The sequence below is a fragment of the Tateyamaria sp. genome (assembly GCF_059783535.1).
Map to the genome: position 1 here is coordinate 1 of NZ_JBYNDP010000037.1, position 18,848 is coordinate 18,848.

Annotated in this window: 18 protein-coding genes and 1 tRNA gene; 10 read left to right on the forward strand and 9 right to left on the reverse strand. The window is 58.7% G+C overall.

The annotated features are described in order from the left end of the window. Positions 1-196 precede the first annotated feature (196 nt). Positions 197-1,108: a pirin family protein gene (locus AC6RA8_RS09450; RefSeq protein ID WP_500352314.1), complete on the forward strand. Its 912-nt coding sequence runs from the start codon at positions 197-199 to the stop codon at positions 1,106-1,108. A gap of 60 nt (positions 1,109-1,168) precedes the next feature. On the opposite strand, the gene AC6RA8_RS09455 is transcribed toward AC6RA8_RS09450, so the two are convergent. After that, entirely contained in the window at positions 1,169-1,753 is a 585-nt protein-coding gene (locus AC6RA8_RS09455) for a TetR/AcrR family transcriptional regulator (RefSeq protein WP_500352316.1), read from the reverse strand. A gap of 105 nt (positions 1,754-1,858) precedes the next feature. Here AC6RA8_RS09455 and AC6RA8_RS09460 point away from each other — a divergent pair, with 105 nt between their 5' ends. The 5 genes from AC6RA8_RS09460 (at position 1,859) to AC6RA8_RS09480 (ending at position 6,524) form a co-directional block, all read left to right on the forward strand. Next, positions 1,859-2,143 carry a hypothetical protein gene (locus AC6RA8_RS09460; RefSeq protein ID WP_500352318.1) on the forward strand — a complete coding sequence of 95 codons (285 nt, stop codon included), beginning with the start codon at positions 1,859-1,861 and terminating at the stop codon, positions 2,141-2,143. An 82-nt stretch (positions 2,144-2,225) separates the two neighbouring features. Further along, positions 2,226-3,512: a homoserine dehydrogenase gene (locus AC6RA8_RS09465; protein WP_500352320.1), complete on the forward strand. Its 1,287-nt coding sequence runs from the start codon at positions 2,226-2,228 to the stop codon at positions 3,510-3,512. Between the two features lie 30 nt (positions 3,513-3,542). Beyond that, positions 3,543-4,511: a class II fructose-bisphosphatase gene (glpX, locus tag AC6RA8_RS09470; RefSeq protein ID WP_500352322.1), complete on the forward strand. Its 969-nt coding sequence runs from the start codon at positions 3,543-3,545 to the stop codon at positions 4,509-4,511. 96 nt (positions 4,512-4,607) lie between these two features. Beyond that, the gene (gene recJ / locus AC6RA8_RS09475) at positions 4,608-6,347 is read left to right on the forward strand and encodes a single-stranded-DNA-specific exonuclease RecJ (RefSeq protein ID WP_500352323.1); all 1,740 of its coding nucleotides are present in this window, start codon (positions 4,608-4,610) and stop codon (positions 6,345-6,347) included. Positions 6,348-6,449: 102 nt separating this feature from the next. Next, positions 6,450-6,524, forward strand: a tRNA-Glu gene (locus AC6RA8_RS09480). A gap of 201 nt (positions 6,525-6,725) precedes the next feature. On the opposite strand, the gene AC6RA8_RS09485 is transcribed toward AC6RA8_RS09480, so the two are convergent. The 5 genes from AC6RA8_RS09485 to AC6RA8_RS09505 all read right to left on the reverse strand — a co-directional run bounded on the left by AC6RA8_RS09485 (position 6,726) and on the right by AC6RA8_RS09505 (position 11,124). Then, positions 6,726-7,763: a diguanylate cyclase domain-containing protein gene (locus tag AC6RA8_RS09485; RefSeq protein ID WP_500352325.1), complete on the reverse strand. Its 1,038-nt coding sequence runs from the start codon at positions 7,761-7,763 to the stop codon at positions 6,726-6,728. Next, positions 7,760-8,347: a heme NO-binding domain-containing protein gene (locus tag AC6RA8_RS09490; protein WP_500352326.1), complete on the reverse strand. Its 588-nt coding sequence runs from the start codon at positions 8,345-8,347 to the stop codon at positions 7,760-7,762. Before AC6RA8_RS09490 ends, AC6RA8_RS09485 begins: the two co-directional genes overlap by 4 nt. 98 nt (positions 8,348-8,445) lie before the next feature. Further along, on the reverse strand, positions 8,446-10,008 hold the full coding sequence (locus AC6RA8_RS09495; RefSeq protein ID WP_500352328.1) for a trimethylamine methyltransferase family protein: 1,563 nt from the start codon (positions 10,006-10,008) through the stop codon (positions 8,446-8,448). A gap of 118 nt (positions 10,009-10,126) precedes the next feature. Beyond that, positions 10,127-10,849, reverse strand: a complete 723-nt coding sequence (locus tag AC6RA8_RS09500; protein WP_500352329.1) for an HAD family hydrolase — start codon at positions 10,847-10,849, stop codon at positions 10,127-10,129. Beyond that, positions 10,840-11,124 (reverse strand): DUF3572 domain-containing protein, encoded by a 285-nt coding sequence (locus tag AC6RA8_RS09505; RefSeq protein WP_500352331.1) that lies wholly within the window; start codon positions 11,122-11,124, stop codon positions 10,840-10,842. The genes AC6RA8_RS09500 and AC6RA8_RS09505 overlap by 10 nt, the downstream gene beginning before the upstream one ends. 94 nt (positions 11,125-11,218) lie before the next feature. On the opposite strand from AC6RA8_RS09505, the gene AC6RA8_RS09510 reads away from it, so the two are divergent. Continuing rightward, positions 11,219-12,616 (forward strand): diguanylate cyclase, encoded by a 1,398-nt coding sequence (locus AC6RA8_RS09510; protein ID WP_500352333.1) that lies wholly within the window; start codon positions 11,219-11,221, stop codon positions 12,614-12,616. 69 nt (positions 12,617-12,685) lie between these two features. Here AC6RA8_RS09510 and AC6RA8_RS09515 read toward each other — a convergent pair whose 3' ends face one another. The 3 genes from AC6RA8_RS09515 to AC6RA8_RS09525 all read right to left on the reverse strand — a co-directional run bounded on the left by AC6RA8_RS09515 (position 12,686) and on the right by AC6RA8_RS09525 (position 15,489). Continuing rightward, on the reverse strand, positions 12,686-14,056 hold the full coding sequence (locus AC6RA8_RS09515; RefSeq protein WP_500352335.1) for a glutamate--cysteine ligase: 1,371 nt from the start codon (positions 14,054-14,056) through the stop codon (positions 12,686-12,688). A gap of 131 nt (positions 14,057-14,187) precedes the next feature. Further along, a complete protein-coding gene (locus AC6RA8_RS09520; protein WP_500352336.1) occupies positions 14,188-14,721 on the reverse strand; it encodes a hypothetical protein in 534 nt (177 codons plus the stop codon). Between the two features lie 42 nt (positions 14,722-14,763). Then, a complete protein-coding gene (locus AC6RA8_RS09525) occupies positions 14,764-15,489 on the reverse strand; it encodes a 16S rRNA (uracil(1498)-N(3))-methyltransferase (RefSeq protein ID WP_500352338.1) in 726 nt (241 codons plus the stop codon). 12 nt (positions 15,490-15,501) lie between these two features. Between AC6RA8_RS09525 and ubiA the strand changes: the two genes are divergently transcribed. The 3 genes from ubiA to AC6RA8_RS09540 all read left to right on the forward strand — a co-directional run bounded on the left by ubiA (position 15,502) and on the right by AC6RA8_RS09540 (position 18,756). After that, entirely contained in the window at positions 15,502-16,464 is a 963-nt protein-coding gene (ubiA, locus tag AC6RA8_RS09530) for a 4-hydroxybenzoate octaprenyltransferase (protein WP_500352339.1), read from the forward strand. A 65-nt stretch (positions 16,465-16,529) separates the two neighbouring features. Further along, positions 16,530-18,443, forward strand: coding sequence for an OmpA family protein (locus AC6RA8_RS09535; protein WP_500352341.1), 1,914 nt, complete (start codon positions 16,530-16,532; stop codon positions 18,441-18,443). Continuing rightward, the gene (locus AC6RA8_RS09540) at positions 18,430-18,756 is read left to right on the forward strand and encodes a hypothetical protein (RefSeq protein ID WP_189369708.1); all 327 of its coding nucleotides are present in this window, start codon (positions 18,430-18,432) and stop codon (positions 18,754-18,756) included. The genes AC6RA8_RS09535 and AC6RA8_RS09540 overlap by 14 nt, the downstream gene beginning before the upstream one ends. Positions 18,757-18,848 lie beyond the last annotated feature (92 nt).

The window sequence follows — 18,848 nt, forward strand, 5'->3', positions numbered from 1 at the left end:
CCTGGTCCGGTTACCTGGCGCCCACCTGTATATACAGGTCCTCGGGAATGAGAGAACCAAACGGCTGTGGTGGTCCCGTCACCTTCCCCCAACTTCTCGTGCTGCACATGCGCACAGCATCGGTTCGTGGCCGCGAATTGCGCAAGGTCAGACGCGGCTTATCTTTGCCACAACGCAAGGATAAAAGGAGACACCCATGTCCCTGAGACCCACACTCGAAACCCGTCAGGCCCAACCCACCCTCGAAGGGGCTGGCGTTCATCTGCACCGCGCATTCGGCTTCCAGGACCCGTCGGAACTGGACCCGTTCCTGCTCTTTGACGACTTCCGAAACGATGTGCCGGAGCACTTCGAAAAAGGGTTCCCCTGGCACCCACATAGGGGAATAGAAACAATCACTTACGTGCTTGAAGGCACGGTGGAACACAGCGATTCTCTGGGCAATTCCGGCACGCTGGGTGCGGGATCCGTACAGTGGATGACCGCCGGGTCCGGCATCCTCCACCAGGAGATGCCACATGGCAATGCCAGGGGCCAGATGCACGGCTTCCAACTCTGGGGCAACCTGCCATCAAGCCAGAAAATGACAGCCCCGCGCTATCAGGACATCGCCGGGACGGACATTCCCGAGGTCATCGACGATGACGGCACCCGCGTGCGGGTGATTACCGGTGAATTCTGGGGCAAGAAGGGACCCGTAGATGGCATCGCGGCCGATCCGCAATACCTCGACATCTCGGTGCCAGCAGGCGTCAAAAAGACCTTCAAAATAGATACCTACAGGCGCGCCTTCGCCTATGTATTCCAGGGTGCAGGCGCGTTTGCAGACGCCTCAACCCCGTCCGGCGTGCTTCTGGAAAAAGAGGTGGTAGGGCAAGAGGTTAACATCCGTGACCTCTCCGGCGACCGTACCCTAATCCGTTTCGGCACCGGAGACGAAGTAACCGTACGGGCAGGCCCCGATGGCATCCGCTTCCTGCTGATCTCTGGCGCACCGATCAACGAGCCCGTGGCCTGGCACGGTCCAATCGTGATGAACACGCAAGAAGAGCTGATGCAGGCCATGCGTGACCTGCGCAATGGCACGTTCATCCAACCGGCGCACTAGGGCAGAACGGGACGGCGGGCGGGGCGACTTTGCCAACGGCAAAGAGCGTCCGGCCCGCCGTCACACCATCACGGCTTTACGTACCATGTCCCAATACTGATCTTGTACGTCTGCAAGGCTCAGACGTCCTTCATCCCGAAACCAGGTCGTCACGCCGGTCAGCATCGCAATCACAGCCCAAGTTGCGATCTTGGCATCCGCTACGTCGAAGTCTCCCGCTGCAGCACCATCTCGTAAAATCTGTTCCAAAACAGCCTCATAGCGGCCCCTGAGCCCTTCGATTTCAGCGAAATTCTGCGGGTCCAGATTGCGCAACTCCATATATGCAATGAACACGGCGTCCGGCCGTGCGTGGTGAAACTCAATGTGAAACCGCACGAAGGCTTCAAGCTGATCGACCGGCGCATCCGTATCCATGACCGGTACCGCATCAAGCAACTCGACCATGTGATCGCGCATCAGGGCAAACAACAGGCTTTGTTTGTCTGGCGTATAATTGTAAAGCGCCCCGGCTTGCACGCCGACTTCGCCTGCAATTTGGCGCATGGAAACAGCGGCGTAGCCGTGGCGTGCAAACAGACGCAGCGCCGCTTCGCGAACGCGCGGACCAGTGATGTCGGAATGTGAGCCAGTGGTGCGAGCCATGGGCAAGAATTATCTGAACGCTTGTTCTAAACCAAGCCACGCTTGCGCGGCGCAGGGGCTTAGTGCATCACATAGGCAACACAAGATTTGCGGAGCGTCTCGCCCATGCGCGCAGCGACAGCCCTGATTTGCATGACCTTGACTGCCTGCACGCAGTTTCCCGAGTTGGATAACACCGTCTCTCCCGACGTTGAGGCATCGCAGTTCCCCGCGCTTGTCCCGCTGGAGCCTCTTTTGGCAGGCGCGGCACCGGTCGTGAGTGACCCGGTCCAGACCACGGAAGCACTTGAAGCGCGGGTTGCTGCGCTCAGGGCGCGCGCGCGGGCATTGCAAAGGCGGAACATCGTTGATCCCGCCACGCGGGCAAGAATGCGCGCACGTTTGGGCTAGGCCCTGCGAGCAAGGGCAATTGCACCCGGCCCATGAACCCGTTACATCGCCCGCGACGACCCAACGCTCAAAGGAACCCGACATGAACGCACCGCTTCGGCTTGGTATAGCAGGGTTGGGCACTGTCGGGATCGGCGTGGTCAAGATTGTTCGCCAGCATATTGCATTGCTTGAGGCTCGCACGGGTCGCAAGATCGAGATCAGCGCAGTCAGCGCCAGATCACGCGACAAGGATCGCGGTGTGCCATTGAACGGTTATGCTTGGGAAGACGATCCCGTCGCTCTCGCCACGCGCGATGACGTTGATGTTTATGTCGAGTTGATGGGCGGTACGGACGGTCCGGCCAAAGCATCCGTCGAAGCGGCCATTGGGGCAGGCAAAGACGTTGTAACGGCGAACAAGGCGATGCTTGCCGTTCATGGTCAGGCGCTCGCCGAAGCCGCAGAAGCTAAAGGCATCAGCCTGCGCTATGAGGCGGCCGTTGCAGGTGGCATCCCCGTGATCAAAGCCCTGACAGAAGGGCTGGCAGGGAACGAGATCACGCGCATCGTTGGCGTCATGAACGGCTCGTGCAACTACATCCTGACCCGCATGGAAAGCGCCGGGCTGACCTATGAAGAGGTCTTTGCCGAAGCGGATGGGCTTGGATATCTCGAAGCGGATCCGCAACTTGATGTGGGAGGCATCGACGCGGCGCACAAGCTGGCGATCCTGTCCTCAATCGCTTTTGGCACTCGTGTCGACTTCAACGGGATTGAGCTAGAAGGTATCGAGCGCATCAGCATCGAAGATATCCGGCATGCCGCCGACATGGGCTTCAAGATCAAACTTTTGGGCGTCGCGCAGAAAACCGGGCGTGGTCTGGAACAGCGCATGATGCCGTGCCTCGTGCCCGACACGTCGCCTTTCGGCCAGTTGCAAGGCGGCACGAATATGGTGGCCATTGAAGGGCATGCGGTCGAACAGGTTGTGCTGCGCGGCCCCGGCGCAGGTGAAGGCCCAACTGCATCGGCAGTGATGGGAGATGTCTGCGATATCGCCCGTGGCTTAACCCTGCCCGTCTTCGGACAGCCTGCAGAAACACTCGAAACTGCACCATGTGCGGCCTCTGTCCTGCCCGCGCCTTACTACCTGCGCATGGCACTCGTGGACAAACCTGGTGCGCTCGCCAAAATTGCGACCGTGTTGGGAGAGGCCGGTGTCAGCATCGACCGGATGCGCCAATATGGCCACAGCGACACCACCGCCCCCGTTCTGATCGTCACCCACACCTGCACACGCGCCGCCGTGAACGAGGCCATCAAGGCAATGCAGGCCACTGGCGTTCTTGCGTCGGACCCGGTTGTCTTACGCATTGAGTCCGTCTGACACTTCATACTTCCCAAAGGATTTCCCACGATGACATCTACCGCACAATTCCAGGATCGCATGCTTTCGCTGGGCCTTGCCCGTGTGTCGGAAGCTGCTGCACTCGCCTCGGCCCGACTGGTGGGTCACGGAGATGAAAAAGCGGCAGATCAGGCAGCCGTAAATGCCATGCGCCAGCAGCTCAACATGCTCGACATTGCGGGTGTCGTGGTCATTGGTGAGGGCGAGCGGGATGAAGCGCCCATGCTGTTCATCGGCGAAGAGGTTGGAACAGGCACCGGCCCCGGCGTCGACATCGCACTCGATCCGCTCGAAGGCACGACGCTCACGGCTAAAGACATGCCAAATGCGTTGACTGTCATCGCAATGGGCCCACGCGGCAGCATGCTGCACGCACCGGACGTCTACATGGACAAGCTGGCGATCGGCCCGGGATTTGCGCCTGACACGGTCACGCTGGAGATGAGCCCTGCTGAGCGTGTGCAGGCGCTCGCCAAGGCGAAGGGCTGCGAGACATCGGATATCACCGTATGCATCCTCGAACGTCCGCGGCACGAAGCGATCATCAACGAAGTGCGCGGCACCGGAGCATCCATCCGTCTGATCACAGATGGCGACGTCGCGGGCGTGATGCATTGCGCCGACCCCACCACCGGCATTGACATGTATATGGGTGAAGGTGGCGCACCCGAAGGTGTGTTGGCTGCTGCCGCGCTGAAATGCATGGGAGGACAGATCTATGGCCGGTTGCTTTTCCGTAATGATGATGAAAAAGGTCGCGCAACCAAAGCTGGCATCACCGACCTAAACCGCGTCTACACCCGCGATGAGATGGTGACCCAAGACGTTATCTTTGCGGCAACAGGTGTCACGAGTGGCTCGCTCTTGCATGCGGTACAGCGCGAACCCGGCTGGCTGACCTGTGAAACGCTTCTCATGCGGTCCAAGACCGGATCGGTCCGCCGCATCAACTACCGGACACCGACACACACGGTTTGACGTGCGGGGCGGACGACACGTCCGCTTTACGACAGTGTTGCCACAGGTGCGCCCGCGCCTAAACTGGCGCAACCTTGCGCGAAGGGGAGGCGCACATTGGCATTCTTGGGGGTTGAACAGTCATTGACAGGAAGGGCCTGGATCGGCCCGGACGTCGCGACCGAACGCGCCGCGGAGGCTTTGGCACAGCACACACAATTGCCCCGACCGGTCTGTCAAATCCTCGCTCGCATGGGCGTATCTGCCGACGCAGCAGAACCCTACCTGTCCCCTACCCTGAGGGACTTGATGCCGGATCCGCGATCTTTGCGGGATATGGAAACCGCCGTGACCCGCATGCTGGAGGCAGTGCGAAAGCGAGAGAACATTGCAATCTTCGCAGATTACGATGTGGACGGCGGCAGTTCTGCGGCTTTGTTGATCACATGGCTCAGGGCGATGGGGACAACGGCTACGCTCTATGTTCCGGATCGCATTGACGAGGGATACGGACCAAATGACGAGGCGATGGCAAGGCTCGCCTCTGCACATGACCTGATTGTTTGCGTTGATTGTGGGACCTTGTCGCATGGCCCAATCGCCGCAGCGAAAGGGGCAGACGTCATCGTTTTGGATCACCACCTCAGTGCCGAAACACTACCCGACGTCTATGCCGTCGTGAACCCGAACCGGCAGGATGAAGATGGGGCATTGGCGCACCTTTGTGCGGCGGCCGTGGTCTTTTTGGCTCTGGTTGAAGCGGGTCGCCAATTGCGCGCTACCGGTGCACAAGGCCCGGACCTGATGGCAATGCTGGACCTTGTAGGGTTGGCAACGGTCGCGGATGTCGCACCCTTGATCGGCGTCAATCGCGCCTTTGTGCGACAAGGGCTCAAGATCATGGCGCGACGTGAGAGAGTTGGACTGGTTGCCCTTGCCGATTTGGCAGGACTTGATACCGCGCCTACGCCATATCACCTAGGCTACCTGCTTGGACCGCGAATCAATGCGGGTGGGCGCATCGGACAGGCAGATTTAGGTGCCCGCTTGTTGGCGACCACTGATCCCCACGAAGCGTCCGCCCTTTCTGAACGGCTCAACACGCTCAATACTGAACGGCGTGAGATCGAGGCACGTGTTCGCGCGGAAGCCATAGCTCAGTGTGAGGTACGTGGTGCGGATGGCGCATTGGCTTGGGCTGCGGGTCCCGGATGGCACCCGGGTGTAGTCGGCATCGTGGCATCACGCGTGAAGGAGGCCACTAACCGGCCATCCATCGTCATCGGGGTTGAGAATGGGATCGGCAAGGGATCAGGTCGATCTGTGTCCGGGATCGACCTCGGCGCACCCATCCAGAGGCTGGCAGCCGAGGGTATGTTGATCAAGGGTGGTGGGCACAAGATGGCCGCGGGCCTCACTGTCGCAGAGGACAAGATCGAACCCGCCATGGCGCGCCTGTCCGAACTTTTGGGCAAGCAAGGGGCCGATGCGCTCGGACCGGCCGATCTGCGCCTTGATGGTGTGTTGATGCCTGGTGCGGCCACGGTCGAGTTGCTGGACCAGATTGACGCAGCGGGTCCATTCGGAGCGGGCGCCCCTGCCCCGCGCTATGCCTTTGCGGGAATGCGTATTCTGCAAGCCCGGCGTGTGGGAGAAGCACATCTGAAGCTCACCTTTGGAGAACCCGGTGGGGCACGTTTGGATGCCATCGCATTTGGCGCATTCGACAGTCCGTTGGGGCAATTGCTGATGGATCATGGCGGCGCTCCGTTCCACTTGGCGGGTCGCATTGAAGTCAATTCTTTCCGTGGTCGGCAATCTGTTCAACTCCGGCTCGAAGATGCCGCTCGAGCCTGACATCCCAAGCCACAAACATTCGGCAGAAATATCGCTTTACGGACGTTTTTTCCGCTTGCGCAACATGGCCGAATTGCCTATCTGAGCGCTCACACCAGCGCTGGCCCGTTCGTCTATCGGTTAGGACGCCAGGTTTTCAACCTGGAAAGAGGGGTTCGATTCCCCTACGGGCTGCCAGTTTTACATCCGTTTTTCTTTGGTTTTGCAAAGGCGCTTCGTTTTTTCGGCGCCCGCTGTCTGGTGTTTTTCATCTTAGACATGTGAAACCGAAGTCGGCCACCTGTAGCAGGTTCAGCGATCAAAGCGCGAAGCATTGTCCTGCATCACCGTCTCAATGCATCTGATTGGAACTCTGGTCGAAGCGAAAGATAAGGCAGATCAGGCGCTGCTCGCGGCATCCCGACCCACGGGTGGCGCAAGATTCTGAGCATTCTGTCGCAAGGCCGGTGCGTAATGGGTCTGTTGTCCGCGGCCACCATGTTTGGACGCATAGAGAGCGACATCGGCATCATCCATGACTTCGGCCACCGATTGTGCAGATTCCGGATCGAATATGGCTGACCCAATACTTGCCGAGATGCGGCACATCTCGCCCTGAAACGGAATTGGCTGTGACAGTCTCTGGATGATTCGACGGCCAATCCCCTCAATTGCATTGCCATCTTTTGCATGGGGTAGAATGACGACAAATTCGTCGCCGCCAACACGCGCTACGGTATCACTCTCGCGCGTTTCTTCGACCATGACGCGCGCAACTGTTTGCAACACATGGTCGCCGGCTGCGTGCCCAAGCGTGTCATTCACAGCCTTAAACCAATCCAGGTCGATCTGCATCAAACCAAAGCGCGTGCCCCAATCCATGTGGCGCGCCAGCACATGATCCATTGCGCGACGGTTCTTGAGCCCGGTCAATGTGTCCGTGAACGCCTGTTCTTCTGCGGCAATCATTGCGCCTTGCAGACGGAGGTTGAGTTTGCGTGACGCCTCCATCGCAGCTGACTTGGCTTCAACCAGATACAGCATCTCAATCGTTAGGTCGGTGGCTGCAAAATCGGAACTGTTAAGAGCATAATCCGACACGGCATCAACCACAGAGATGCCAAATGACAGGTTCACAATGCTCTGTCCCTCTTGTGGCCCGGCAACCAACAAACCTTTGACCTCGGTCTTGGGGGCGTCGCGGAACTGCAAGTGAAGCTTGGTGCCCGCCGTGGCGCGCAGACCATCGATCGAGGTGATTGCGCGCGGCCGCCTCAGGTCGAAGATTTCGAGGAACCGCCGACCGATCATTGGACTGTCAGGGCGCAACTTCTGGAGCGTGGGACCAGCATGCACGACGTGCCCTGTTGGCCCAAGTACAAGATGCATCGGGCAAAGCACATCCATCGCCTGCATCAGAGCAGCCTGATCCATCATGATGCACGTGCCCCCAAATCAAAAACGCGCCCCTCCGCAAACTCGGTTTCGACCAAGCTTACCGAAATCGTCTCAATGCCATTGCCCCGCCCAGTGTGTTCGAGAAGCGCAAGTGCGCCGTAGTCATCCGCCATTGTCCGTAGAATGCCCATCATCACATGCCCGTATCCGCCGATCGGGCTTTCGCAGATGAGACTGAACTGTGTTGGAGAGTGATCGCGTAATTCGATTCGAGGCAAATCGAGATCAGCGACAGCTAGGCGGACGCGATCCGGCAGATCATCCAACGAATGAAGGAACTCAACAAATGTCACGCCGCCAAAACGCAACAGTCGCCGCAGCGCTTCGACATTGGGGTGCGACACAAGATATGTCCCCATGTCCTCCATCACATCGCTGCGCGGTCGATTCAGGATTTGACTGATCGCATTCAACAAACGCGGTGTAATGTCATCATCGTAGATCAGCATCGACTCGAATTCGACAAAGTCGAGATCCGCAAAACGGGTCGCTTCGACCCATTTGTCCGCTCCATAACTGTCTGTTACGAAACACTGAATTGCCCGATTGATCAGCCCATGCATTGCACGACATTCCCATTACCACGGGAACACCATGTGCAATCAGCTCTAAACAATCCTATAACAGATGCAATTTGACCTAGTTTTTGGACCCAAAAGGCTCAAAAATCGGTCGGCGCTCCACCTTCGGCCTTGCGACGTGCAACGAAGTCAGCAAGTTGATCGCGAATGCCATCATCAATCACCGGTGCCTCACAACTCGCTACAATCTCTTTGAAAACCCGATGCGCTCTTTCCGGCGTCCATACGGCGCCGGCGGCCTCCCAACCCTCATAGTTTTTCCAGTCGCTCAGGAAAGGTTGGTAGAATGCAGTGCTATATCGATCCTGCGTGTGTTGGATTCCAAAGAAATGCCCTTCATTTCCCACCGACTTGATGGCGTCCAGTGCTATATCATCCACCCCTGTGCCTACTATTGACGGCTCCATATAGCGTTGAATTTGCTGAAGAACTTCGCAGTCCATTACAAATTTCTCAGGGCTTGCGATCAGTCCACCCTCAAGCCATCCGGCCGCGTGATAAACCATGTTCGTGCCCGACTGGACCGCCGCCCACAAGCTGTTCGAGGTTTCCCACATCGCCTGCCCATCCGGCACATTGGCGGCGCATACGCCTGACGATCGCATGGGCAATCCATAGAATCGCGCCAATTGACCTGTCATCTGGGTCGCACGCATGTACTCTGGCGTACCGAAAGCCGGTGCACCGGACTTCATATCAACATTCGACGTGAAGGTGCCAATCGCACAAGGCGCACCTGGGGCCACATATTGAAAGAGCGCAATGGCACACAGCGCCTCGGCGATGGATTGTGCCACAGCGCCCGCCATCGTGACCGGTGCCATTGCTCCTGCCAGTGTAAACGGTGTCACGACAACGGCTTGGCCACGGCGCACCATGCGCAAACATCCGTCGATCATGGGGTGGTCATGCTTGAGCGGCGAGGTGGAATTGATGTTGGTGTACATCCGCGGGGCCGCATCGAATTCTTCGTGGCTGAGCCCACCGGCAATGCGTACCATCTCCATAACGTCTTCAACGCGTTCTTTGCCCAGGGAGTATGCGTGCATGACTTTGTCAGTCAGCGTGAGCTTGTCATAGAGCACATCAAGGTGACGTACGCTGGCGTGTATGTCGACGGGCTCAACCGGATACCCACCTGCGAAATGGATGCAGTTGAAATACTGGGTGAGCTTCAGAAGGTTGGCGCACATTTCGCGCGTGCCGGGCACCTTTGTGCCAACTTCCATGTCCCAGTAGTTGGGCGGTGACGACACGTTACCAAAAAGCAGGTTCTTGCCACCCACAGTAATCGTCCGGTCGGGGTTCCGCGGCGTGATGGTGAATTCGGATGGTGCCTTGCGCACCATTTCCATCACGAAGTCGCGGTCCATACGAACAATATCACCGTCTACGCGACACCCTGCCCCACGCAGAATGCCCAGCGCTTCTTCGTTGAGAAACTGAACCCCTATTTCTTCGAGGATCCGCATGGCGCCATCGTGGATTGCCTCAACGCCTTCGGGCCGCAGAGGCTCCACCGGCGGATCAACAATGATCGGCGGCTTCCAAGGCATCTGATCAATGACTGCTGCACCCCGGCGGGCGGCCGCTCCAGCCCTGCCGCCGCCACGCGTTCTGCGTCGTGTCGCCGTTTCTGTCATTGTATCGCCCCTTCGAACCGCGTGTGCAGAACACGACACATCAGCCACACTTTCGGTACATCTCCATTTGCGACGGGCTGTGTCGTTTTTCTTGGCCGAAGGGGCGAATTTGTGTTCGTCAGACGGTCGCCAGTTGATCGAGCCAATCCGGCAGCGAACCGATGTCGGGCAAAACCATATCTGCATGTGGGGCCAATGCCTCAAGCGGGGCCATGCCTGTCAGAACGCCAATCGTCCGCATCCCTGCCGCCCGCCCGGCATGCAAATCATGGGTGCTGTCTCCCACCATGACGACTGTTTTCGCCGCAATCCCGGTTTCCGTGCAGAACCCAAGCAACTGCCCGGGTGCAGGCTTGCCACCAAAACCACTGTCACTGCCCGCGATGAAGTCAAAGAAACCATCCACACCTGCGGACCGCAAATGTGCACGGGCGGGCGCTTCGGCATCATTGGTGGCAACGCCGAGTGCCAGACCGCGCGCGCGCAAGCTGGTCAAAAGCGGCTTGAGAGGGACAGCCTCGGCCTGCGGCGCATGCGCCGCTTCTTCGTTGAGAAGCGCCACCAGTTCATCAAGTGGCATATCCGGGAAATGCGTATTCAGCTTAGACGCAATTTCGTTGGGCGTGCCTGCAATCACAACGCTTTTGGGCAAGAACCGCGCACGTGCAAGGTCAAAGCCAATCGCTGCACCCGCCCTTTGCGCAAGGACCTCGTCTCCGCATGCGGCACGACGCAAGAACGCTGCGGCCCAAGCTTCCCAGGTGGTGGAAAAATCAAAAAGCGTTCCATCCTTATCGAAGATGATCCCGCGAACGGGAGATCCGGCTACAGTCACGTCCAATGAACTTCTCCGCCACCCGGCAACTCCATACGTGCTCGCATGGGCGCGTCGTAGGGCAATCCCTGCGCATCGCAGAATGCCGTCACCCACGCGTCATCCATCATTATGAAGTCCAGCAAAGCCCCTAAAAAGGACGGATCGCCCACTCCGGCCCTCATGTCCGTCTCGCTGGCGCCGGTTGCACCAAGGAATACAGGCAGCAACTCTTCATTTCCGACCATCCAAGCAACGGCCTGCAAACCGACAACTTCGGCGGATTCTTGCGAATGAGGCATCAAGTTTGGCCTTTGCAGTCTTATGGAAACGCTTTGTTAACCTAAACGATCAAAAACCGAATGCACGGCTTTTGCAATGAATTGGAAGCGTCTCATGCACGGCAAGGTCCTCGTTATCGACCCAATTGCGACAAACCGCATTGCGTTGCGTGTCAAGCTGGCGGCCAGTCATTACAATATGCTCCAAGCCGGCTCGATCGCCGATGCCATACAAGTTTTGGCGCAGGATACACCGGACCTGATACTGTGCGCAGGCACTCTCCCTGATGGGGACCCGCTGCGGCTGCTCTCTCGGATTCGCAAGATGGGATTGGCCGGAAAGATGCCGATCATCGCGTTGAGCTGCGTAGACAGCGAAGCCGAACGCTTGCGTTTGCTCGCCGGTGGTATCGACGATGTTTTGCAGAAACCAATTAACGATGCACTGCTTCTTGCCAGAACCCGGTCGATCATTCGCGCCTACGCATCGGCAAGTGAATGGACTCTGCGCGAAGGCACATCGCGAGCATTGGGATTTGGAGAAGCGATAGCGACGTTTTCACCGGCGCAAACTGTACGCATCATTGCTGAGGATCAGTCCTCGGCAACCCCCTGGATCACCGCACTTTCTGACCGGATCAATGCAAGAACCGTCTTTGCCAAACCCGCCGCGGCAGTGTCGGACGCAGAACCCGGACGCACCCCGGACGCATTTGTACTGGTGATCGGATCGGATGAAGGGCCGCAAATGCTGCAATTACTGGCAACCATCCGCAGTCAAGCCAACACACGTCACTGCGCCATTCTTGCGGTGCTGGACAGTGATTATGCCACACTCGGTGCACAAATGCTGGACATGGGCGCCAATGACTTGATGCGCTGCACTCGGTCGTCCGAAGAATTGGCACTGCGCCTCGAAGCGTTGCTGAGCAGAAAGATGGTGACCGATTCACTGCGCGACACCGTACGTTCTGGCATCGAAGCAGCGGTGATTGACCCGCTCACCGGTTTACACAATCGCCGCTATGCAATGCCGCACCTGTCACGCATTGCAGAGCGTGCGACGCGCACAGGTAAACCCTATGCCGTGATGATTGCGGACATGGATCATTTTAAGCGGATCAATGACACGCTCGGCCATGCCGCTGGGGACGCCGTTCTGGTCGAAACGGCGCGCCGATTGAAAGAGAACCTGCGCGCCGTTGATCTTGTTGCGCGCATCGGAGGTGAGGAATTTCTGATCGTGCTTCCTGGTATTGGTCTTGGAAATGCCCGAAAGGCCGCCAAACGACTATGCCAGATCATTCAGGACACCCCTTTCGAGGTGCCGGACAGGACGGCGCCGGTGAATGCCACGATCTCGATTGGAATGACTGTGATAGATCCGCTAAATGGCACCCAGTCGACTGTCGCGCAAAAGCCCGAGGCATTGCTCGACCGCGCGGATAAAGCCCTGTACGGAGCAAAAGCAAAGGGACGCAATCGCGTTATCCTAAGCCGTCCAGCCGCATAGACTATCTTCGCACAGGATCGGGATGCACTCTTACTTGTCTACGCGCGCGGGCTGACGCAGCTTCTGCTGTCAGTAAGAGTATTCGGCAAATACTCGGCTGATATCGCCGTTCCAATCACCGTGGTAATGATCCAGCAACTCGTCTGCCGGGACTTTTCCTGTCTCAACACTTTCCTGCAATGCGTTCAGAAAGTGGGTCTCATCAGGCACCAGCCCCCCAGCGCCGGGACGCGCCCGCGCCTTCAGACCCGAATGTGAGATTGCAACCGCTTCGCGCGCAAGGTCATGCATCTTCACGCCGTTCACTTCTGCCTGCAGCCCATCAACCGATGCTGCCACATGCAGACCGCTCCGCGTTTCAGCGTCCAAACCCTTGATCAAGTCCCAGGCTGCATCCAATGCCGTCTGGTCATATGTCAGTCCGACCCAGAACGCAGGCAACGCACACAAACGTCGCCAAGGTCCCCCATCGGCCCCACGCATTTCTATGAATTTCTTGACCCGCGCCTCGGGAAAGGCGGTCGTCAGGTGGTCAGCCCAATCGCTGAGCAAGGGTGTTTCGCCCGGCAGTGCTGGCAGCTTGCCGTTTAGGAAGTCTCGGAAGGATTGACCAAGCGCGTTGAGGTATTTGCCATCGCGATAAACGAAGTACATGGGCACATCGAGCGCATATTCGACCCAGCGTTCAAACCCAAAGCCTTCTTCGAACACAAACGGCACCATCCCTGTGCGCGCGGGGTCAAGATCGCGCCAGACGCGGCTGCGCCACGACTTGTGGCCATTCAGCTTGTTTTCGAAAAAGGGCGAATTGGCGAAGAGCGCCACGGCCACCGGCTGGAGGGCCACGGCCACGCGCATCTTTTGCACCATGTCCGCCTCAGATTCGAAATCAAGGTTCACCTGTACGGTGCAGGTCCGACGCATCATCGTCCGACCCATCGTGCCAACCTTGCCCATGTAGGCGTCCATTAGCTTGTAGCGCCCTTTGGGCATCAGAGGCATTTCCTCGTGGCTCCAGATCGGCGCGGCACCGAGACCGATGAAACCCACGCCAATCTCGTTGGCGATGTCCATCACCTCACGCAGGTGCTGATTCACCTCATCACAGGTCTCGTGAATTGTCTCGAGCGGCGCGCCAGACAACTCAAGCGCCCCACCTGGTTCGAGCGAGATGTTGGCACCGTCCTTTTGCAAACCAATCAACTCGCCGCCCTCACGCAACTCACCCCACTGGTGACGGTCGCGCAGTGCACTCAGAACCGCTTCGATCGATCGCGCGCCTTCGTAGGGGAGCGGCTTCAGTGTGTCGCGGCAGTAGCCGAACTTTTCGTGCTCGGTTCCAATACGCCAGTCCGCCTTCGGCTTGCATCCATCGACCATGTATTGAACGAGTTGGTCGTAGTGTTCGATTGGCCCGCCGCCGGACTGAGGGATGGACATGGAGGCGCTCCGCTTTGCGTTGGTCTGAGGCTGCAAGGGATGGTGCGAATTGCAAGAGGTGTCAATGCACTGGGGGCGTGCGCCAAATCACGGGGCTGTGCGCATCCACGCGCAGCAGGTTGCAACCCGGCTTACGCCCGGCCAAGTGGCTCCATTTGGGCAAGTGTTGGTGCAGTGCGTTCCCAGATTAGAACCGGCAGGTCTGGTCTGGAACGTAGTTGGGCCAGCATCCGTTCGGTTTTGAGCCCAGGCAGAGCGGCAAATGCATCAAATAACTCATCTGCCCCTTCGGCATCCACAGGAATCATGAGCGGTGGCTGGTGAGGTTGATCAAGGCGCCAATGCGCGGGGGATTGCGCTCCGTCTAACGTCAAGCGCTGTAGTTCTCGCATGGACACTGAACCGCCACTGAGGGGTCCAAAATAGGTGACTTCCCCCTCGTCCACTTGCACGGTGCCAAGGCCCCCGCCTGCCCCGCGAAAACGCCCGCGTTGCAGACCAACCATGATCAGCGCCCCAGCCCCGACCAGCATCACCGGCGCAATGTATCCCAAAACGCCGCGCGCCTGAGCCAGCCACCAAAGCGCCAGGATGGCCAATGCGATTCCGGCCAGAACCTCGCGCCATCGCCAAAGGGTGGCTTTTGCTTCGGGTCTAAAGAACATTAGCCATTTCCCCGTCATGCGAGATATCAGATCTGCCCGACATCACCGCCAATCCCCCAACTGCTGCTGCCACACTGTCAATGCGGCCACTGCAGCCGTATCCGCCCGTAAGATGCGCGGGCCCAGCTGCACTGCGTGGGCATTGTCGTGCGCGTGCAGGCGGGCACGTTCCTTATCTGAAAAGCCACCCTCGGGCCCTATCAGGATAGCCCAAGGACCCGAGATATCCGGTAAGGTGGATGTTTCCTTTGCCTCGGCCAAAACTTCGTCGCAGAACATCACCTGCCTGTCGCCCAGATCGGACAAAACCCGGTCGAGCCGTTTCATATCATCAACCTCGGGCACATAGGTCCCGCCGCATTGCTCGGTTGCCTCAACAGCGTGGGCCTGCAAACGATCGCGCTGAACACGTCCGGCATTCGTGAAATCTGTTTGGACCGGCAGGATACGCCGTGCGCCCATCTCAGCCGCTTTTTCGACGATGAAGTCGGTGCGCGCCTTCTTGATCGGGGCGAACATCAACCACAGATCGGGCGGCATTTGCAGCGGTCGGGTCTCGGCCTCACACACAAGTGTCCCCCCACGCTTGCCTGCCTCGGTCACTTCTGCCCGCCACTCACCATCCTGCCCATTGAACAACAAAACGGCAGCACCCACCGAAAGGCGCATCACGCCAAAAAGGTAATGAGCCTGCTCCCGCGACAGCGGGACCGATTGCCCCTGCCCCAGAGCGTGTTCTACATAAAGGCGGATCTTCGCATCACTCATGAGCCCCTACATATGACCAACACGCAGCCATCACCAGACGGACAAGTCGCCGACGCCGTGGCAGGCAACTGGGTGGACACGCTGGCCCCGGCTTGGAGCCGCCCATACCTGCGGCTCAGTCGGGCGGATCGGCCAATTGGCACATGGTTGCTGTTATTGCCGTGCCTGTGGGGTCTGGCGCTTGCGATAATCCACGACCAAAGCCCGCGCTGGGAAGACGCATGGATTGCCGTTGGGTGCGCATTGGGCGCCTGGTTGATGCGCGGCGCAGGCTGCACGTGGAACGACATCTCGGACCGCGACTTTGATGGTCAGGTCGAGCGTACGCGGTCACGTCCCATCCCGTCGGGCCAAGTCACAGTGCGCGGCGCAGTGATCTGGATGTCCCTGCAATCTCTCATCGCCTTTGCTATCCTGCTGACCTTCAACAGCGCAGCCATATTGCTGGGCATCCTGGCCGTGCTGCCGGTCGCAGTCTATCCATTCGCCAAAAGGTTCACATGGTGGCCCCAACTCTTTCTCGGATTGGCCTTCAACTGGGGCGCGCTGCTGGCTTGGACAGCGCATACCGGGCAGTTGGAAGCACCTGCCATTGTGCTGTACTTGGCAGGGATCGCATGGACGCTGTTCTATGACACGATCTATGCCCATCAGGACACTGAGGACGACGCGCTTATTGGCGTCAAATCAACAGCGCGCCTGTTTGATAACAACACAGCCCAGTGGCTGCGCAGGTTCCTCATGGCGACGGTGGGTCTGATGGGGATCGCTGTCATATTTGCTGCCCTCGACACCGCCAACGTACTGGCGATGGTTCTGGCACTGGGGGGACCTTGGGCCATGGGATGGCACATGGCATGGCAATTGCGCGGGCTGGACATAGAGAACGCTGCCAAATGCCTGCAATTGTTCCGGGCCAATCGGGATACGGGCGCGATTCCGCTGCTCTTTTTCTGCGCCGCATTGCTGGTATGATTGAACCCCCGCTTCAAGCCGCGTAAACCGGGTCGCGCTACTGACCTTAGAAAGGGTTGTATGTGATGCGTTTGTCGTCCCTTCTGATCGTCGTCACCACGTTTGCCGTGGCGGCCGTGCTCGCGTTGGTGACGGCGAATCTGTCCGTCAAACTGATCGAAGAAAACTCGGAAATCAGCGTGCGCGATGCGCTGGATGAAGCGAGCCTGACCTGGGCTGAGGTCGAAGCAGACGGTTTGCAAGTCACGCTGGCTGGCATCGCGCCCACGGAAGCCGTGCGCTTTGCCGCTTTGTCCAGTGCAGGCAGCGTCGTCGACGCCGCTCGTGTCATCGACGAGATGGAGGTTGAAGCCGCGGCGGCCATCGCGCCGCCCCGTTTTTCGGCTGAAATCCTCCGTAATGACGCGGGACTGTCCATCATCGGTCTCATCCCGGCAACGACAGATCGAACCGCCGTCATTGACCGCATCACGGCCATTGCAGGCGATCTGCCGGTGACCGACCTGATCGAGGTGGCGGACTACCCTGCCCCGGCAGGCTGGGAAGATTCCCTTGGCTTTTCGCTTGCCGCGATGGAGCGTTTGCCTCGTGCCAAAGTATCGGTCACAGCCGGCCGCGTGTCGATCCGGGCCATCACCGACAGCGCCGAGGAAAAGGCGCAGCTTGAAACACAATTGAACCGCGCGGCGCCGCCCGGTCTGCGCGTTGCCCTTGATATTGCCGCACCACGTCCCGTCATCACCCCGTTCACCTTGCGGTTGGTCAAGGATGAAAGCGGTACACGCTTCGACGCCTGTTCTGCCGATACCGAAGCGGCACGTACACGGATCGTCGCTGCCGCCTTGAGCGCTGGACTAACCGGCTCCGCGACTTGCACAGTTGGGATGGGTGTGCCCAGCCCGAAATGGAGCAGTGCGGTGGAGCAATCCATTACCGCCCTCGACGAGTTGGGCGCTGGATCGGTTACCTTTTCCGATGCGGACATCACCCTGATTGCCGCCGAAGGCACTGCGCAACCCGATTTCGACCGCATTGTCGGCGAGTTGGAAAACCGGTTGCCCGAAGTGTTTGCGCTCTATGCCAAGTTGCCCGAGACTGTGGACCCCACCCAAGGTCCACCGGAATTTGTTGCCACATTCAGCCCGGAAGGTCTGGTGCAATTGCGGGGCCGGATTTCGGATGAAAATCTGCGGTCACTGGTGGACAGTTACGCTCAGGCCGCCTTTGGCTCAGACAGCGTCTATACCGCGACCCGCATTGTCGATGACCTGCCCTCAGACTGGCCCGTTCGCGTGCTGACGGGCCTTGAGGCGCTATCGAAACTGTCGAATGGTGCCGTAACCGTAACGCCTGACACGCTGACCGTGTCGGGTAACACCGGCAACCCAAAGGCCAGTACCGCGATCGCCAGTCTGCTGGCCTCAAAACTGGGGGAAGCGGAAGAATTCGACATCCGCGTCACGTATCAGGAAAAACTGGACCCGGTGGCCGGCCTCCCGACGCCCGACGAATGCGAGGCAGAGATTGCGACGATCCTGTCGTCATCAAAGATCCGTTTCGAGCCTGGCAGCGCCACTATCGATGCCAGCGCTTTGGGCACCATGGACGACATAGCGGAAGTACTACGTCAATGCGGTGATTTGCGGCTCGAGATTCAGGGGCACACTGACAGTCAGGGCCGTGAAGAAATGAACCTGAACCTGAGCCAGGCGCGGGCACAATCGGTCCTGAATGAATTGCGAGCGCGACGCGTGCTGACCGCCACTTATTCGGCCAAGGGCTATGGTGAAGCTGATCCAATCGCCGAAAATGATACCGAGGAAGGGCGCGAGGCCAACAGGCGCATCGAATTCAAACTGATCCGCCCCACCCCTTCCGTACCGGAAGGCGAAACAACGCTGGAAACCCTGGCCGGAACAGGCGATACAGAGGCGGGCACAGAGGACAGCGCCGAAGGACAGGACGATGAGCAGAACTGAGTTTGTCATTGCGACAGCCATCATTCTTTTCATTGCATTCTGCCTTGGCTGGTTCGCCAATTGGCTGATCCATCGCTTTACTCGTGTCGCTGCAGGGGATGTGGCCGAACTGGACCGCATGAGCCAGGAACTGCACGAAGCCGAAGAGACACGCGATCAGGCCATTACTTACCTGCAGCAACGCGAGGCTGAACTGACCAACCAACTGAGCCAGACCGAAGCGGAGCTGCGTGCCGCCATGGACGGATTGCGTGACGCGCGTCACGAGGCCGAAGAGCTGCGTGCCTGGATTGATCGGCAGCAGGCGAGCTGATGTAATGGGCGGATCAAGATCCGCCATACAGCCGAGTTGGTAAGGCGGATTTCAATCCGCCGCGCCTAGGTTTTTTGTGGGGGTTCTTCTCA

Excerpts from the sequence above, each read along its gene's own strand:
- AC6RA8_RS09450 (WP_500352314.1), top strand. The coding sequence starts at position 197 with ATGTCCCTGAGACCCACACTCGAAACCCGTCAGGCCCAACCCACCCTC.
- AC6RA8_RS09455 (WP_500352316.1), bottom strand. The coding sequence starts at position 1,753 with ATGGCTCGCACCACTGGCTCACATTCCGACATCACTGGTCCGCGCGTT.
- AC6RA8_RS09460 (WP_500352318.1), top strand. The coding sequence starts at position 1,859 with ATGCGCGCAGCGACAGCCCTGATTTGCATGACCTTGACTGCCTGCACG.
- AC6RA8_RS09465 (WP_500352320.1), top strand. The coding sequence starts at position 2,226 with ATGAACGCACCGCTTCGGCTTGGTATAGCAGGGTTGGGCACTGTCGGG.
- glpX (WP_500352322.1), top strand. The coding sequence starts at position 3,543 with ATGACATCTACCGCACAATTCCAGGATCGCATGCTTTCGCTGGGCCTT.
- AC6RA8_RS09485 (WP_500352325.1), bottom strand. The coding sequence starts at position 7,763 with ATGATGGATCAGGCTGCTCTGATGCAGGCGATGGATGTGCTTTGCCCG.
- AC6RA8_RS09490 (WP_500352326.1), bottom strand. The coding sequence starts at position 8,347 with ATGCATGGGCTGATCAATCGGGCAATTCAGTGTTTCGTAACAGACAGT.
- AC6RA8_RS09495 (WP_500352328.1), bottom strand. The coding sequence starts at position 10,008 with ATGACAGAAACGGCGACACGACGCAGAACGCGTGGCGGCGGCAGGGCT.
- AC6RA8_RS09505 (WP_500352331.1), bottom strand. The coding sequence starts at position 11,124 with ATGCCTCATTCGCAAGAATCCGCCGAAGTTGTCGGTTTGCAGGCCGTT.
- AC6RA8_RS09510 (WP_500352333.1), top strand. The coding sequence starts at position 11,219 with ATGCACGGCAAGGTCCTCGTTATCGACCCAATTGCGACAAACCGCATT.
- AC6RA8_RS09515 (WP_500352335.1), bottom strand. The coding sequence starts at position 14,056 with ATGTCCATCCCTCAGTCCGGCGGCGGGCCAATCGAACACTACGACCAA.
- AC6RA8_RS09520 (WP_500352336.1), bottom strand. The coding sequence starts at position 14,721 with ATGTTCTTTAGACCCGAAGCAAAAGCCACCCTTTGGCGATGGCGCGAG.
- AC6RA8_RS09525 (WP_500352338.1), bottom strand. The coding sequence starts at position 15,489 with ATGAGTGATGCGAAGATCCGCCTTTATGTAGAACACGCTCTGGGGCAG.
- ubiA (WP_500352339.1), top strand. The coding sequence starts at position 15,502 with ATGACCAACACGCAGCCATCACCAGACGGACAAGTCGCCGACGCCGTG.
- AC6RA8_RS09535 (WP_500352341.1), top strand. The coding sequence starts at position 16,530 with ATGCGTTTGTCGTCCCTTCTGATCGTCGTCACCACGTTTGCCGTGGCG.
- AC6RA8_RS09540 (WP_189369708.1), top strand. The coding sequence starts at position 18,430 with ATGAGCAGAACTGAGTTTGTCATTGCGACAGCCATCATTCTTTTCATT.